The 14,572-nt window shown below is 65.6% G+C and carries 11 protein-coding genes and 1 tRNA gene; 4 read left to right on the top strand and 8 right to left on the bottom strand.

Annotated elements, in window-relative coordinates:
• The first annotated feature begins 9 nt into the window (after positions 1–9).
• Positions 10–2,679 carry an alanine--tRNA ligase gene (alaS, locus tag ACPV3N_RS05220; protein ID WP_440115420.1) on the top strand — a complete coding sequence of 890 codons (2,670 nt, stop codon included), beginning with the start codon at positions 10–12 and terminating at the stop codon, positions 2,677–2,679.
• Positions 2,680–2,696: 17 nt separating this feature from the next.
• Here the strand turns inward: alaS and ACPV3N_RS05215 are convergent, their stop codons facing one another.
• Both ACPV3N_RS05215 and ACPV3N_RS05210 read right to left on the bottom strand, forming a co-directional pair.
• Positions 2,697–2,861 (bottom strand): hypothetical protein, encoded by a 165-nt coding sequence (locus ACPV3N_RS05215; protein WP_440115418.1) that lies wholly within the window; start codon positions 2,859–2,861, stop codon positions 2,697–2,699.
• A 41-nt stretch (positions 2,862–2,902) separates the two neighbouring features.
• Complete coding sequence (locus ACPV3N_RS05210; RefSeq protein WP_440115416.1) at positions 2,903–4,666, bottom strand: cation:proton antiporter domain-containing protein; 1,764 nt, start codon at positions 4,664–4,666, stop codon at positions 2,903–2,905.
• A gap of 153 nt (positions 4,667–4,819) precedes the next feature.
• On the opposite strand from ACPV3N_RS05210, the gene ACPV3N_RS05205 reads away from it, so the two are divergent.
• The gene (locus ACPV3N_RS05205) at positions 4,820–6,025 is read left to right on the top strand and encodes an FAD-dependent oxidoreductase (RefSeq protein ID WP_440115414.1); all 1,206 of its coding nucleotides are present in this window, start codon (positions 4,820–4,822) and stop codon (positions 6,023–6,025) included.
• On the opposite strand, the gene ACPV3N_RS05200 is transcribed toward ACPV3N_RS05205, so the two are convergent.
• The 4 genes from ACPV3N_RS05200 to cpdR form a co-directional block, all read right to left on the bottom strand.
• Positions 6,022–7,695 carry a GNAT family N-acetyltransferase gene (locus ACPV3N_RS05200; RefSeq protein WP_440115412.1) on the bottom strand — a complete coding sequence of 558 codons (1,674 nt, stop codon included), beginning with the start codon at positions 7,693–7,695 and terminating at the stop codon, positions 6,022–6,024. The genes ACPV3N_RS05205 and ACPV3N_RS05200 overlap by 4 nt on opposite strands.
• Positions 7,696–7,798: 103 nt before the next feature.
• Entirely contained in the window at positions 7,799–9,022 is a 1,224-nt protein-coding gene (locus tag ACPV3N_RS05195) for an NADP-dependent isocitrate dehydrogenase (RefSeq protein ID WP_440115410.1), read from the bottom strand.
• Positions 9,023–9,144: 122 nt separating this feature from the next.
• Positions 9,145–9,219: transfer RNA gene (locus ACPV3N_RS05190), tRNA-Val, on the bottom strand.
• 52 nt (positions 9,220–9,271) lie between these two features.
• Positions 9,272–9,661 (bottom strand): cell cycle two-component system response regulator CpdR, encoded by a 390-nt coding sequence (gene cpdR, locus ACPV3N_RS05185; protein WP_440115408.1) that lies wholly within the window; start codon positions 9,659–9,661, stop codon positions 9,272–9,274.
• 95 nt (positions 9,662–9,756) lie between these two features.
• Between cpdR and ACPV3N_RS05180 the strand changes: the two genes are divergently transcribed.
• Both ACPV3N_RS05180 and ACPV3N_RS05175 read left to right on the top strand, forming a co-directional pair.
• Positions 9,757–10,692 (top strand): N-formylglutamate amidohydrolase, encoded by a 936-nt coding sequence (locus tag ACPV3N_RS05180; protein ID WP_440115406.1) that lies wholly within the window; start codon positions 9,757–9,759, stop codon positions 10,690–10,692.
• A gap of 216 nt (positions 10,693–10,908) precedes the next feature.
• Positions 10,909–11,880 (top strand): alpha/beta hydrolase, encoded by a 972-nt coding sequence (locus tag ACPV3N_RS05175; RefSeq protein ID WP_440115404.1) that lies wholly within the window; start codon positions 10,909–10,911, stop codon positions 11,878–11,880.
• A 381-nt stretch (positions 11,881–12,261) separates the two neighbouring features.
• Here the strand turns inward: ACPV3N_RS05175 and ACPV3N_RS05170 are convergent, their stop codons facing one another.
• A complete protein-coding gene (locus ACPV3N_RS05170; RefSeq protein ID WP_440115402.1) occupies positions 12,262–13,044 on the bottom strand; it encodes a SapC family protein in 783 nt (260 codons plus the stop codon).
• A 68-nt stretch (positions 13,045–13,112) separates the two neighbouring features.
• On the bottom strand, positions 13,113–14,564 hold the full coding sequence (locus tag ACPV3N_RS05165; RefSeq protein ID WP_440115400.1) for an FAD-binding oxidoreductase: 1,452 nt from the start codon (positions 14,562–14,564) through the stop codon (positions 13,113–13,115).
• Positions 14,565–14,572: the final 8 nt, after the last annotated feature.

Raw genomic sequence — 14,572 nt, 5'->3', positions numbered from 1 at the left:
GGTGACGCCATGACCTCGACCAACGACATCCGCCGGAGCTTCCTCGACTATTTCGCGTCTCAAGGACACCGCGTCGTGCCCAGCGCGCCGCTGGTGCCGTACAACGACCCGACGCTGATGTTCGTCAACGCGGGCATGGTGCCGTTCAAGAACGTTTTCACCGGCCTCGAGACCCCGCCGAATCCCACCGCGACGAGCAGCCAGAAGTGCGTGCGCGCGGGCGGCAAGCATAACGACCTCGACAACGTGGGTTACACCGCGCGCCACCATACCTTCTTCGAGATGCTGGGTAATTTCAGCTTCGGGGACTATTTCAAGGAGCAGGCGATCACCCATGCGTGGACGCTGCTTACCAGGGAATGGGGTCTCGACCCGGAGCGGCTGACCGCGACCGTCTATCATACCGATGACGAGGCGTACGAGCTCTGGCGCAAGATCAGCGGTCTGCCGGAAGCCCGGATCATCCGCATTCCGACCAAGGACAACTTCTGGGCAATGGGCTCGGAGGGACCGTGCGGCCCGTGTTCCGAAGTATTCTACGACCACGGCGATCACATTTTCGGCGGCCCACCCGGCAGCCCCGACGAGGACGGCGACCGGTTCGTCGAGATCTGGAACCTCGTGTTCATGCAGTACGAGCAGGCGGCCGACGAGATCGTCGCGGACCTTCCCAAGCCCAGCATCGACACCGGCATGGGACTCGAGCGCATCGCGGCCGTCATGCAGGGCGTATCCGACAACTACGACACCGACACCTTCCGGGCACTGATCGCAGCGGGCGAGAGCCTGACCGGCGTGCGCGCCGAAGACAATGCAAAGGCGAGCCACAGGGTGATTGCCGATCACCTGCGATCGACGAGCTTCCTGCTCGCCGACGGCGTGCTGCCGTCGAACGAGGGACGCGGCTACGTGCTGCGCCGGATCATGCGTCGCGCAATGCGTCACGCGCACCTGATCGGCGCGAAGGAGCCGCTAATGCACCGCCTGGTGCCGGCGCTAGTCACGGAAATGGGTCAGGCCTACCCCGAACTCGGCCGCGCGCAGCCGCTGATCGAGGAAACGCTCGAACGCGAGGAAACCCAGTTCCGCCGCACGCTGGCGAATGGCCTCAAGCTGCTCGACGAGGCGACCGGGGATATGGCCGAGGGCGGCGAACTCGATGGCGAGACCGCCTTCAGGCTCTACGACACGTACGGCTTTCCCTACGACCTCACCGAGGATGCGCTGCGCAGCCGCGGCATCGCTGTCGATCGCGCGGGCTTCGACGCGGCGATGGCGCGCCAGAAGGCCGCCGCGCGCGCCGCATGGAAGGGCAGCGGGCAGGCCGCTGACGGGGACCTGTGGTTCGACATCGCCGAACGCGAGGGCGCGACCGAATTCACCGGCTACAGTTCGACCGAGGGCGAGGGCAGGGTGGTCGCGCTGGTCAAGGCAGGGGCCGAGGTCGGAGAGGCGGCCCAGGGAGACGAGATCGTCGTCCTTACCAACCAGACCCCGTTCTATGGTGAAAGCGGGGGCCAGACCGGCGATGCCGGCACGATTACGACACCCGAGGGCTTGAAGATCGCCGTATCGGAAACCGGCAAGCCGCTCGGCCGGCTCCACGCGCACCACGGCAGGGTAGAGGCAGGCGCGATCAAGGTGGGCGATGTCGTTCACCTGTGGGTCGATGCCGATCGGCGTGACCGGATCCGCGCCAACCATTCGGCAACGCATCTCCTGCATGCGGCGCTGCGGCACAGGCTCGGCGACCATGTCACGCAGAAGGGTTCGCTGGTCGCGGAAGACCGGTTCCGTTTCGATTTCTCGCACCCCAAGCCGCTCGACCCCGAAGACATTGCGGCAATCGAGGCCGAAGTGAACGCCGAGATTCGCGCGAACGAGGTGGTCACGACCCGGCTGATGAGCCCCGACGATGCAATCGCGGCAGGTGCGATGGCGCTGTTCGGCGAGAAGTACGGAGACGAGGTCCGCGTGCTCAGCATGGGCCGCAAGCGCGACGGGTCCCGGCACTATTCGGTTGAACTGTGCGGCGGCACGCACGTGCGCGCCACGGGCGATATTGGGGTGTTTCGCATCGTTTCGGAAAGCGCCGTGAGCTCGGGCGTCCGGCGCATAGAGGCGCTGACCGGAGAGGCCGCGCGAAAGTGGATGGTTCAGCGCGAGGACGCACTGAAAGACGCTGCCGCTGCGATCCGCGCGACACCTGAGGAAGTGCCAGGCCGCGTCGCCGCGCTGCTTGACGAGCGCAAGCGGCTGGAGCGCGAGCTTGCCGAGGCCCGCAAGGCGCTTGCGCTCGGCGGCGGCTCGCAAGGCAAGGGTCCCGCAGCCGACGAGGACGTGGCTGGCGTGAAGTTTTCCGGGCAAGTGATCGAGGGGCTTGAGGCGAAGGCGCTGCGCGGATTGCTCGACGAGGCGAAGCAGCGGCTCGGTTCGGGCGTGGCGGCGATCGTTGCCGTCAACGACGGAAAGGCCGCGATCGCGGCGGCGGTGACAGACGATCTTACCAGCCGGGTGAGCGCGGTCGAACTCGTGCGCGCGGGGGTCGAGGCATTGGGCGGCAAGGGCGGCGGTGGCCGGCCCGATATGGCTCAAGGTGGCGGCCCGGACGGTAGCAGGGGCGCCGAGGCGATCGAGGCGGTCCGCCGCGCGCTTGCACGCGAGGCCGCGACCGCCTGATCGCAGTCAGGGATGGATCAGCCCCGGTTACCGCTCGCGTTGCGCGTCGCGGGACCGCTTCCGCGGGCGGTGTCCTTCACTTGCGTTACATCACCGGTCCGCTGCGGACCCTTGATCGGCCCGTTCTCCTCGCCCGACTGTTCCTTGGGCGCGGCATCGGGGCGCTGCTTGATATCGCTCATGTTAGTCTCCTTTCCCCTCACCAACGGTCAAGGCGGTCGATCTATCCGGCGTCATGGGCACCAGTGCGCAATTTCGGCTTGTGGTCGAGCGCGGCCTCGTGCTGCAGCAGCGCGCGAAACTCGTCGCGCTTCTCGTGGATCGAGGCGATGACCGGTCCCATCGCGACCCCGATGTCGACCAGCACCGCCTCGCTCAATTGCAGCGAGCTCTCGAGCGTCTCGGGCACCGCGTGCGAGGCGCCTGCGCGGTAGAGGTGCGTGGCGTGGTTCAGGTCGCGGGCACGAACGATGATCGGCAGGTCCGGGTGATCCTTGCGCAGCTTCGTGGTCAGGCGCTGCGCGAGCACCGGCTCGTCCATGGTGAGGATCACCGCCGAGGCGCTCTCGATGCCCAGCCGGTCGAGAGCGTTGCCTCGAGCCGCGTCGCCAAAGGTGGCCTTGTAACCCTTGCGCCGGGCGCGCTCGATCAGGTCCGCGTCGCTGTCGATGGCGATGTAGTCCTTGCCATGCCGCGTGAGCATGTCGGCCACCAGCCGCCCGACGCGGCCGATCCCGATGATGATCACCCGCGGCTCGCCCCGGCTGGCCTCGTCGATTTCCGGAACGGGCTCGATGCGCCGTGCGACCAGGCGTCCGAGCCGCGCGAGCAGGGGCGTCACCGTCAGGCCGAGCGCGGTCACGATCTGCCAGAACTGCGCGGTTTCCCGGTCCAGCAGCAGGGCGGCGGTTGCTGCGGCGAGAACGATCAGGGTCGTTTCGCTGGGCGATGCCATCATCACCCCGGTTTCGATCGCGGTGCTGCGGCGCGCCCCCATGAGGCGCAGAAGGATGCTGGTGACGATCGCCTTCAGGAGGAGGACGCCGACGACCGCGATGGCGATGGATCCGATCTGGTCCCATACCTGGAGGAGGTCGATCCCCATGCCGACGGTGATGAGAAAAATGCCGAGGGCGAGGCCCTTGAACGGCTCGATGATCCCCTCGACTTCGCCGTGGTATTCGGTCTCCGCGATCAGGAGCCCGGCGATCAGGGCGCCGACAATCGGCGAAAGCCCGGTCGCCGCGGTGGCGAGGCTCGCGCCCATCACCACCAGCAGGCTTGCAGCAAGGAATAGCTCGGGACTCTTCGTGCGCGCGGCCTGTGCGAACAGGCGGGGCAGAAACATCCGGCCGATGATCAGCAGTGCGGTGACGACCAGCAGGCCCTGCCACAGGGTATCGACCAGCCCCTCCCAGCCATCCGACTGCGCGTAGGGAGCCAGCGCGCCGAGCACGAAGATAATCGGCACGATCGCGATGTCCTCGAACAGGAGCATCGACAGGGCCGCACGCCCGACGGGGCTGGTCGTACCAGAGATCGGCAGGACGATTGCGGTCGATGACAGCGCAAGCGCGAAGCCGAGTGCGAAGGCCGCGGTAGTGTCGAGACCGGTGAGCGACAGCGCGAAGGCAAGCAGCGCCCCAATGATGATCAGTTCGAGCGCTCCCAGGCCGAAGACCAGGCGGCGCAGCGCCCACAGGCGGTTGAATGATAGTTCGAGCCCGATGGTGAACAGCAAGAGCACGATGCCGAACTCGGCGAACGGTTCGAGCGCCTCTGGATCCGTAATGGTCACGTGGTAGAGCCAGGGCGCCTCGGGCACGAGCCGGCCCAGCCCGAACGGCCCGACGAGAAGGCCGATGAGGATGAAGCCCATCACGGGAGTGATGCGAAACCGATGGAATATCGGGATCACCAGTCCTGCCGCGCCCAGGATGACGAGGGCATCGGACAGCATCGTCGATTGCGTCATCCCCTCCGTCATCGTGCCGGGTCTCGCGCTGCAATGGTCGACGCCGCATGGGTCAGGGGCGGGTGGTGTCTCGCAGAAGATCGCATGGCAGCGACGCTAGCGGGTTACGCCCCGACAGGGAAAATCAAATGTTCCGGGGTCGCGCGATAGGGTAGCTTTCCCGGCATGGAACCCGAGGTCCTGATCGTCGGAGGCGGCCCCGCGGGCATGATGGCCGGTCTCCTGCTTGCCCGCGCGGGGGTGGCGGCGACTGTGCTGGAGAAGCACGCGGACTTCTTTCGCGATTTCCGCGGCGACACGGTTCATCCCTCGACGATGCAAATCCTGGCCGAGCTCGGCCTGCTCGCGCGATTCCTTGACCGTCCGCATACCCGGATCAATCGGGCCGAGATCTGGTTCAACCAGCGGCGCCTGACAATCGGCGATCTCACGCATCTCGATATGCCGGCGCCATTCGTCGCGATGATGCCGCAATGGGACTTTCTCGATTTCCTGCGCGACGCGGCACTTCGGCTTCCCGGTTTTGCGCTGCGGATGGAAGCCGAGGCGACCGGGTTCGTCGAGGGGGGTGGCCGCATCGTGGGGGTCCGGCTCGCGAGCGGCGAGGAACTGCGCGCGCGGCGACTGGTGCTTTGCTGCGATGGTCGCGGCTCGATCGCGCGGCGGGTTCTGCCGGTCGAAACGCTGGGGGCGCCGATCGACGTGTTCTGGTTCGCCATCCCGAAGGCCACGCGCGGCAGTGCCCTGCGCGGGGTCGTAAGCGGACACCGGCTGTATGTCATGATCGACCGCGGCGAGTACTGGCAGTGCGCCGCGGTCATTGCCAAGGGCGGGGCGGACGCCGTCATGGCGCGGGGGATCGTGGCTTTCCGCAAGGACGTTGCTGAAGCGTTGCCGGAGGCTGATGGTATCGAAGCGGCGCTCCCCGACTGGACTGCCGTGCGGTTGCTCTCCGTATCGCTCGACCGGCTCACCGAATGGAGCCGCCCGGGCCTGCTCGCGATCGGCGATGCCGCACACGCCATGAGTCCGGTGGGTGGGATCGGCATCAACCTCGCGATCCAGGACGCGGTGGCGACGGCGAACATCCTCGCCGCGCCGCTCGCTGCGGAATGCGACACCGATCCGCTGCTGCGAAAAGTCCAGGAGCGCAGGCTCTGGCCGACCAGGATCATCCAGGGCCTCCAACGCGCCGCGCACGAACGCTTGCTCCGGCCGCTGATCGAAGAACGGGCTGACCTCCCGTCAGAACCCCCGCTTCCCTTGCGCCTGCTCGACCGGTTCCCCCTTCTTCGCCGGATTCCGGGCCACTTGATCGGGCACGGCATCCGGCAGGAACACGTCCGGTCGCCGATGGCGAAGGAGTTCTAGCCGCCTCCCGGTCCGTGTGGTCCGCCGAGCGGCTCGCGGCGCGGGCGGGGCTTGCCGGGATGCTTGCCGAATTCGTCCCACTCGATGCGGTAGAGGTCGAAGCGGCGGTCGGCGAGGTTGCGCACGGTGCCTTCCGCGCGGGCCCAGCTGAGGTCGGCGAGGTTGATGTCGCTGATCGTCAGCGTCTCGACGTTCTCGGTCGCCTCGGCCGCGATCCCGTCGCGGGCGAACGGAAAATCGCACGGGGTCAGGATGCAGCTCTGCGCGTACTGGATGTCCATGTTGCCGACGTTGGGCAGGTTGCCGACATTGCCGCTCATCACGACGAAGCACTGGTTCTCGATAGCGCGCGCCTGACTGCAATATCGGACCCGCAGGTACCCCTGGCGGCTGTCGGTGCAGAACGGCACGAAGATGATCCGCGCGCCCTCGTCGGCGAGGCGGCGGGAGAGTTCGGGAAACTCGCAGTCGTAGCAGATCTGTACGCCGATCGGGCCGCAATCTGTCTGAATCACGTCGATCTTGTCGCCGCCCTTGATGTTCCACCAGTACCGCTCGTTCGGGGTGGGGTGGATCTTCTCCTGCTCGTGCACCGATCCGTCGCGCAGGCAGACGTATGCGACGTTGTGGATGTCGCCGTCGTCCATCCGGGTCGGGTGGCTGCCGGCGATGATGTTGATGTTGAATCGCATCGCCATGTCGGAGATGTCGGCCTTGAGGCGCGGTGTATACTCGCTGAGGCGTTCGATCGCCTCGACGGGCGATAGTTCCTTTTCCTCGAAGCTCAGCAGCATCAGCGTGAAGAGCTCGGGGAAGAGGATGAAGTCGCTTTCGTAGTCGCTGGCTACATCGACGAAATATTGAACCGTGCGCAGGAATTCGCCGTAGTCGGCGACCGCGCGCGCCTGGAGCTGGCAGGTCGCCACCCGAACGCTCTCGACCCCGCGCGGCAAGCGCTTCTTCGCCGGCTGGTCGCTTTCCACGTAGGGATTGCGCCAGACCATCATCACGGCGTTGGCTTCCGACGCCTTGTCTTCGGGGAGGTAATTCTCGATCACGCGCTCGGGCTCGAAGCCGTTGGCGAGCTGGAAGCGCAGCACCGGGTCGTGGAGCTTTCCGGCGACGACCTGATCGAGGTAGTCCTCCGGCCCCTTCACCTTGCGCTTGTTGCGGCGATAACCGGGCATCCGGCCGGCGAACACGATGCCCTTGAGATCGTGCTCCTCGGCGAGCGCACGGCGTTCCTCGTAGAGGCGCCGGCCGATTCGCACGCCGCGCACCTTCGGGTCGACGCACATCTCGTAACCGTAAAGCCAGTCGCCGGTCGGGTCGTGGCGGCTGCCGAACCCGTTTCCGGTAATCTCGTCCCAGTCGTGGTCCTGGAACGCGAGAGCCTCGGCCACCTGCATCGTCGCGCAGTAACCGATCACTTGCTCGTCGAGCAGCGCAACGAAGCAGCCTTCGCGGAAGTTATTGATCTGCCCCCGGATCTCGCCATGGGTATAGGCCGGCATGTCATCGTAAACCCGGCGCACGAGGTTCGCGATGCCGGGGATGTCCTTGACCCGTGCGTTCCTCACCTCGAGGCGGCGCCGACCGAACTTTTCCGCCCTGGGCCGGCTGGCGGTGCGCCTGGCTGGGCGTTTGGCGGGCGAAGGGGTTTGGGCCATGGTGTTCCTTGCGCGGCGACGGATACGAAAGGACCGGGTGCAGCTGGCGCCGACCCGGTCCCGGTTCACTCTGTCAGGTCAATGACCGGAGGCGGTGAAGGTTTCAACTCCAGCCGGCCATTTCCTTTTCGAGGTTCTCGACGATCGCCTCGAAGAACTGCTCGGTGGTCATCCACGGCTGTTCGGGGCCGATCAGGAGGGCGAGGTCCTTTGTCATCTTGCCGCTCTCGACGGTATCGATGCAAACTCGTTCGAGGGTCTCGGCGAACTTCACCACCTCGGGCGTGCCGTCGAACTTGCCGCGATAGCTGAGGCCCTGCGTCCACGCGAAAATGCTGGCGATCGGGTTGGTCGACGTCGCCTTGCCCTGCTGGTGCTGGCGATAATGGCGGGTGACCGTGCCGTGCGCGGCCTCGGCCTCGACGGTCTTGCCGTCGGGCGCCATCAGGACCGAGGTCATCAGCCCGAGCGAGCCGAAGCCCTGCGCCACGGTGTCCGACTGAACGTCGCCGTCGTAGTTCTTGCACGCCCACACGAACTTGCCCGACCACTTGAGCGCCGAGGCGACCATGTCGTCGATCAGGCGATGTTCGTAGACAATGCCCTTTTCCTTGAATTTCGCGGCGAACCCTTCGCTGTCAAACACCTCCTGGAAGAGATCCTTGAAGCGCCCGTCATAGGCTTTCATGATCGTGTTCTTGGTCGACAGGTAGACCGGCCAGCCGAGGTTGAGGCCGTAGTTGAACGACGCGCGCGCGAAGTCGCGAATGCTGTCGTCGAGATTGTACATCGCCATCGCGACGCCGGCGCTCGGGAACTTGAACACCTCGAGGTCCAGACTCTCGCCGTCGTCCCCGTCAAACACCAGCCGCAGCGTGCCGGGGCCGGGGATCAGCGTGTCGGTGGCGCGGTACTGGTCGCCGAAAGCGTGACGGCCGACCACGATCGGGTCGGTCCAGCCGGGTACCAGCCGCGGCACGTTGGAGATCACGATCGGTTCGCGGAAGACGACGCCGCCCAGGATGTTGCGGATCGTGCCGTTCGGGCTCTTCCACATCTTCTTGAGGCCGAATTCCTCGACCCGCGCCTCGTCCGGCGTGATCGTGGCGCACTTCACGCCCACGCCGCAGGCCTTGATCGCGTTCGCACTGTCGACGGTAACCTGGTCGTCGGTCGCATCGCGATTCTCGATCGACAGGTCGAAATACTGCAGTTCCACGTCGAGGTAGGGCAGGATCAGCCGCTCGCGGATCCATTGCCAGATGATGCGGGTCATCTCGTCGCCGTCGATCTCGACGACCGGGTTCGCTACCTTGATCTTCGCCATGTGCGTCCTGCTCTGTCTGAAAGGGAGGTTGCGCGCGCTTTAGCAGGGCAGGGGCGGGGTGCAAGGGCGGCGCCCCAACGCAAAAGGCGCCGCTTGCGCGACGCCTTTTCGAATCCCTTCGATGGTGGGCGCACCAAGGATTGAACTTGGGACCCCTACGATGTCAACATAGTGCTCTACCACTGAGCTATGCGCCCACACCATCGAGCGGACGGCCATCTAGCGATGGTCCCGCATAAGGGCAAGGGGTCAGATGCGCGCGGCGGCTTCGGCGTGGAACATCCGGTCGACCTCGAGCACCAGGTCCTTGAGATGGAACGGTTTAGACAGGACCTTTGCGCGCGGCTGCTCGCGGCTGGCCTTGAGCGTGACGGCAGCAAAGCCGGTGATGAACATGACCTTCGTCGCTGGGGAGATCTCGTTGCAGCGCTGCGCGAGTTCGATCCCGTCCATCTCGGGCATCACTATGTCCGACAGGAGAAGGTCGAAATGGGCCGATTCGAGATGCGGAATGGCCTCCGTCCCTCGATCGACGGCGACAACCGAATAACCGGCATTTTCGAGCGCGCGCGCGAGATAGGTGCGCATCGCTTCCTCGTCTTCGGCGAGGAGGATGCGGATCGGGGCAGGGTCGTTCATGGCCGTCGCCATAGCCCAACGCGCTTAAGAAATCTTTCGCGTCGCGACCGATGACCTGCTTTGACACAAACGCCTGGGTGGTTACTTCTGCCGTCATGACCGAAGAGGCGGCCGGGATTGCGGGCGAGAGCGGGGGAGACATTCCCGGCACCGGCGCGCCTGCGTACACCCTGCGGCGGCCACCCGGTTCGCCGATCCCCGTCCTCGTCGCGGCTCCGCACGGCGGGCGCGCCTATCCGCCGGCGCTCAGCCAGCAGATGCGCGACGAATCCTATGCATCGCTCCGTCTCGAGGATCGCCATGTCGACCAACTGGCCGATTCGATCGCTGCCGCCACCGGAGCGGCGTTGCTGGTCGCGCACGCTCCACGCGCAATGCTCGACCTCAACCGCGCCACCGACGACATGGACTGGTCGATGGTCGCGGGCGGTTCTGCGCCCGGCACACGCCACTCCGCGGCCAACCGTCGGGCGCGCGGCGGCCTCGGCCTCGTTCCGCGCCGGCTGCCGGGCCTGGGCGAGATATGGAAATCGCGGATGACGCGCGCCGACCTCGACGCGCGGATCGAGGGTATCCATCGCCCCTATCACACCGCGCTTGCCGCCGCGCTCGAGGACCTGCGCGACCGCTGGGGAGCGGTGCTGCTGATCGACCTTCACTCGATGCCGCCGCTGCGCCCGCGCCATGCGGGAGAGCAACCCGGCGAGTTCGTGATCGGTGACCGGTTCGGCGCCAGTTGCGCCCACCGCCTCGTCGCGAGCGCGTTCGATTGGTTCGAGCGGCATGGTCGCATCGCTGTCCACAACCGCCCCTATGCGGGGGGGTACGTGCTCGACCGCCACGCCGCGCCCGCACGCGGAATCCACGCCATGCAGATCGAAGTCTGCCGGACGAGCTATCTCGATGCCCGCATGGAGGAGCCGAGCGGCCGGTTCGCAGGCGTGTCGCGAACGCTGGCCGGTCTCGTCAGGGCCCTGGCAGCGGACGTCGCCGATCTGGGCGGCGCCAGATTGCCGCTCGCCGCGGAGTAGGGGTCCGACACGGACCAGCTTTTCAGCTGGCTTGTCGCCCTCGCGTGCGGCCGGTCCCGGGGAACGAAGGCGGACGATCTGTACCCGGTTACCGTAAATCAAACGATACTGAGCCCGTCTCCACCGGATTTAGATACGCGTGCTCACTCGCAGCAACTGGCGCAAATTGAGCTATGGTGCAGATGAACTATGCTGTCGTTCGGAGAGGAGTACAAAATGCTGACGACATTCCGATCTTGCGCGGCGGTTCTCTTTCTGGCTGCCGCGGGTTGTGCCGGCGTGAACCAATCCCCGATCGGGCACTCATGGGCGGGCCAAAAGGCAAACGGTGAAACTTTGATTGCAGCGAACACCGTCGAGAGCCGGAGTTTTCGAAGCGACCTCCTGAATGCGGATGTCACTTACCATGTAGTTCTGCCCCCCATGATGCAGAGGGACCCGGAGGCGCGATATCCCGTCATTTACTGGCTGCACGGGTCAGGCGGCTACCCTCCAGGCGTGCTCGATATGCTCGCCAGCGGTTTTTATAACGCGATGATCAAGGAGAAAATGGACCCCGCCATCATCGTGTTTCCCGACGGCTTTGAAGGCACTTTGTGGGCAAATGCTGCTGATGGAAGCAGGCCGGTAGAGGATGTGCTGGTGAAGGAGCTTGTCCGTCACATCGATTTCACCTTCCCCACCCAAGCGAGCCCGAGTGCAAGAGCGATAGAAGGCGCAAGCATGGGAGGATATGGAGCGGCCCGTCTGGGAATGCTCTATCCGAACGTGTTCGGCACGATCTCGATGATCAATCCAGGCCCCATGCAGCCGGTCTTGGACCCGCAAAATGCCCCGCTTGCGGGGAGCGCACGGGCTCTGGCGACATTGAACGATGTGTTTGGTGGGGATGTGGAGGACTTCAAAAGGCGAAGCCCGTGGGCGATCGCCCAGGCATTCGCGGACCGTGAATGCACGCACACCGTGATGAGGATGATCCTGGGCAAAGACGATCCGATAACGCCAACCAATCTCATGTTTTCCCAACGTCTGCGTGAACTCGGCATATCTCACGAGGTTCGGTTGATTGCCGATGCTGGCCACAACCCGAAAGAAATGCTGGAAAATTTAGGCGATGATCATTGGGGCTTCCTGACCGCGGCTTCGACTGAAAAAGCGGACGAGGATCTTTCATGCGGCATTTCATAGTTTGCATGCAGTTTGTGCGGCCAATGGCCGCGCCCTTCACGCGTCTGCAAGCAAGGCCGCCGGCTCAAACCGTCCTTTGCTTCCCTCTCGGTCGGAAGACCCTGATGGGTTCAGGGAACCAACTGTCCGTTCCAAACGGCTCGTTTCACGAACGGGCCGCACATGCGGCGCCGCTCGACTGAGCTGTTCCGGTTACGTGCGCCCAAGAAAAAACCACCTGGTGCAAGCACCAGGTGGCCAAGGTTCAGGGAGGAGGTGCACCGCAGTGCACCAGCCCGAACCGGCCATGAGGGAAGCGCGGAACGGGCAAAACCTAGTTAAGCCCGCTCGTTGGCGGATTCAAGCCCCGTCCGGCCGACCGGACGGGGCGTTTCGTCGCGGTCAGTTGGCTGGCTGCGGCGCCTGGGCAGGCATCTTGCCCTGAGCGACCTGGCGGCCGAAGATCACACGCATCTGGTCGAGAGAGAACAGGTGCGCATACAGAAGTGGGAGCAGGCCGTTCTCGTTCCACTCCTTGACCTTGTCCGCGTCGAGCGCCCGCAGCTTGTCCTGGTCGATCATGCTGAAGCCGCGGTAGACATACGGCTTGTCGGGATCGTCGGCACGGGTGATCGCGATCTCACCGTCCATGAGAAGATCGTGCTTCTTGATCTCGTCCATGAACGCCTGTGTCTTGGCGCCGGCCTGCTCGAACTGCTCGCAGAACTGAAGCGCCACCTGCACCGGCTCGCGGGGCTGGCCGGCGTCGTCGAACAGGGCTTCGCCTTCCTTATGAGCGCCGATCGCATCGCAGGTCGGATCGAAACAGAGCGACAGCTCCTCAACATCCGGGGTGAGCTTGGCGAGCAGGAAGGGATAGCGGCGGACGTACGCGGGCAGGTAGAATTCGCCGATTGGCTTGCCTTCGTCGTCGATGAAGGTGTTCACGCCTTCGTTGAGGCCCATCAGGGCGAGCGGGACCGGCTGGTCGCCCGCGCTGAAGATGATCGGGAAATCGCGCTGGGCCTGGTTGAACTCCTCGACCGTCAGGGGCACGGCATGCTGGTTCTTCAGCCAGTCGACGCTGTCGAGCGGCTTCGACTTCCACTGCGCGTGGTCCCGGCTGTTGAGCGGCATGAGGTCGTTGTAGAACAGGGGCAAGGTGGGCTGCGGCGCGCTGGCCATCGGTCTCTCCGGATGAGCTGAATTTCGAACTCGCAGCGATCTGGGCGCCGCGCATGGAAGGCCGCGCTTTAGTGGCTGGCGCCCCGCGGTGCAAGCGGGAGCAGCTTGCCCGGATTGAGGAGCCCGGCGGGGTCCAGCGCCTGCTTCACTTGCCGCATCATGGCGAGTGCAACAGGGTCGCCCAGCCGCGCGAGCGCGTCCCGCTTGAGCTGACCGATTCCGTGTTCCGCGCTGATCGAACCGCCCCACTGTGTCACGAGGTCATAGACCTGGTCGCTGATCGCCTTGCCGTCGCCTTCCTGCCAGGCAACCGGATCCGCGCCCTCGGGCGCGACAACGTGGAAATGGATATTGCCGTCTCCAAGGTGGCCGAACGCGATCGCCCGGGTCCCGGGCCAGTCAGCCTCGATTCGCGGCACCGCTTCATCGACGAAGGCCGGCATCCGCTCGACCGCGACCGAGATGTCGTGCTGGACCGCGGGGCCTTGCGCGCGCTCTGCCGGGGCGATCGCATCGCGCAAGGACCAGAACGCCTCGGCCTGGGTTTCGCTGGCAGCAATCGCGGCGTCCTCGACCAGGTCCGCTTCGAACGCTGTCGCCAGAAGGTCTTCGGCAAGCCGCGGTAGTTTCTCGGCCCCCGCCCTGTCGGCAACGAGTTCGATGAGCACATGCCACGCATGGGGTCCGGCGAGCGGTGCGCGCGCAGCGGGAAGATGGGCGAGGACGTTTCCGAGCGTTTCGTGAGGCAGGACTTCGAACCCCTCCAGGGCAGCACCGGCCACGTCCTCGGCATGCAATAACAGCCCGCGCGCCACCTCGAGCGAGGGGACCCCGGCCCAGAGCACCCGGCGATCCGCGATCGCGGGCAGCAATCGCAGCGTCGCCGCGGTCACGATTCCCAGCGTTCCTTCGGATCCGATCAGCAACTGCTTGAGGTCGAAGCCCCGGTTGTCCTTCTTGAGCGGGGTGAGCGCGGAAAAGACGCTACCGTCGGCAAGCACCGCCTCGAGCCCCGTTACCTGCGCCCGCATCGAGCCGTGCCGCAGGACCTGGGTGCCGCCCGCGTTGGTCGAGATGAGCCCGCCCACGGTGGCCGAGCCCTTGCCGCCGAGCGTGAGGGGAAACCGCAGGTCTTGTGCTCCGACGGCTTCGTGCAGGGTCTGGAGGACGACTCCCGCCTCGCAGACGACCTGGCGGGATTTGGCATCGAGCGAGCGGATCGCGGCCATCCGGCGCAGCGAGACGAGCAGGGCGTCCCCCCCCTCGTCCGGGGTCGCCCCGCCGCACATTCCGCTGTTACCCCCCTGCGGGACGATCGGAACCGCGTGCCTTGCGCAAAGCTTCACGAGCGCGGCCACCTCGTCGGTCGAGGCGGGCGATGCCATCGCCAGCGCGCGACCGGTGAATCGTCCGCGCCAGTCGGTGAGCCAGGGAGCGATCAGATCGCAGTCGCGCGTGAGCCCGCGTGGACCCAGCAGCTCGCGCGCTTCGACGAGAAAGGCAGAGCGATCGGTTGGCACCGCGCCCC

Origin of the sequence: Tsuneonella sediminis, assembly GCF_051912845.1 — a bacterium.
Classification (GTDB): domain Bacteria; phylum Pseudomonadota; class Alphaproteobacteria; order Sphingomonadales; family Sphingomonadaceae; genus Tsuneonella; species Tsuneonella sediminis.
Note: the sequence above shows the minus strand (reverse complement) of the source record. Positions and strands in the feature narration are given on the sequence as shown.

Excerpts from the sequence above, each read along its gene's own strand:
- alaS (WP_440115420.1), top strand. The coding sequence starts at position 10 with ATGACCTCGACCAACGACATCCGCCGGAGCTTCCTCGACTATTTCGCG.
- ACPV3N_RS05215 (WP_440115418.1), bottom strand. The coding sequence starts at position 2,861 with ATGAGCGATATCAAGCAGCGCCCCGATGCCGCGCCCAAGGAACAGTCG.
- ACPV3N_RS05210 (WP_440115416.1), bottom strand. The coding sequence starts at position 4,666 with ATGACGGAGGGGATGACGCAATCGACGATGCTGTCCGATGCCCTCGTC.
- ACPV3N_RS05205 (WP_440115414.1), top strand. The coding sequence starts at position 4,820 with ATGGAACCCGAGGTCCTGATCGTCGGAGGCGGCCCCGCGGGCATGATG.
- ACPV3N_RS05200 (WP_440115412.1), bottom strand. The coding sequence starts at position 7,695 with ATGGCCCAAACCCCTTCGCCCGCCAAACGCCCAGCCAGGCGCACCGCC.
- ACPV3N_RS05195 (WP_440115410.1), bottom strand. The coding sequence starts at position 9,022 with ATGGCGAAGATCAAGGTAGCGAACCCGGTCGTCGAGATCGACGGCGAC.
- cpdR (WP_440115408.1), bottom strand. The coding sequence starts at position 9,661 with ATGAACGACCCTGCCCCGATCCGCATCCTCCTCGCCGAAGACGAGGAA.
- ACPV3N_RS05180 (WP_440115406.1), top strand. The coding sequence starts at position 9,757 with ATGACCGAAGAGGCGGCCGGGATTGCGGGCGAGAGCGGGGGAGACATT.
- ACPV3N_RS05175 (WP_440115404.1), top strand. The coding sequence starts at position 10,909 with ATGCTGACGACATTCCGATCTTGCGCGGCGGTTCTCTTTCTGGCTGCC.
- ACPV3N_RS05170 (WP_440115402.1), bottom strand. The coding sequence starts at position 13,044 with ATGGCCAGCGCGCCGCAGCCCACCTTGCCCCTGTTCTACAACGACCTC.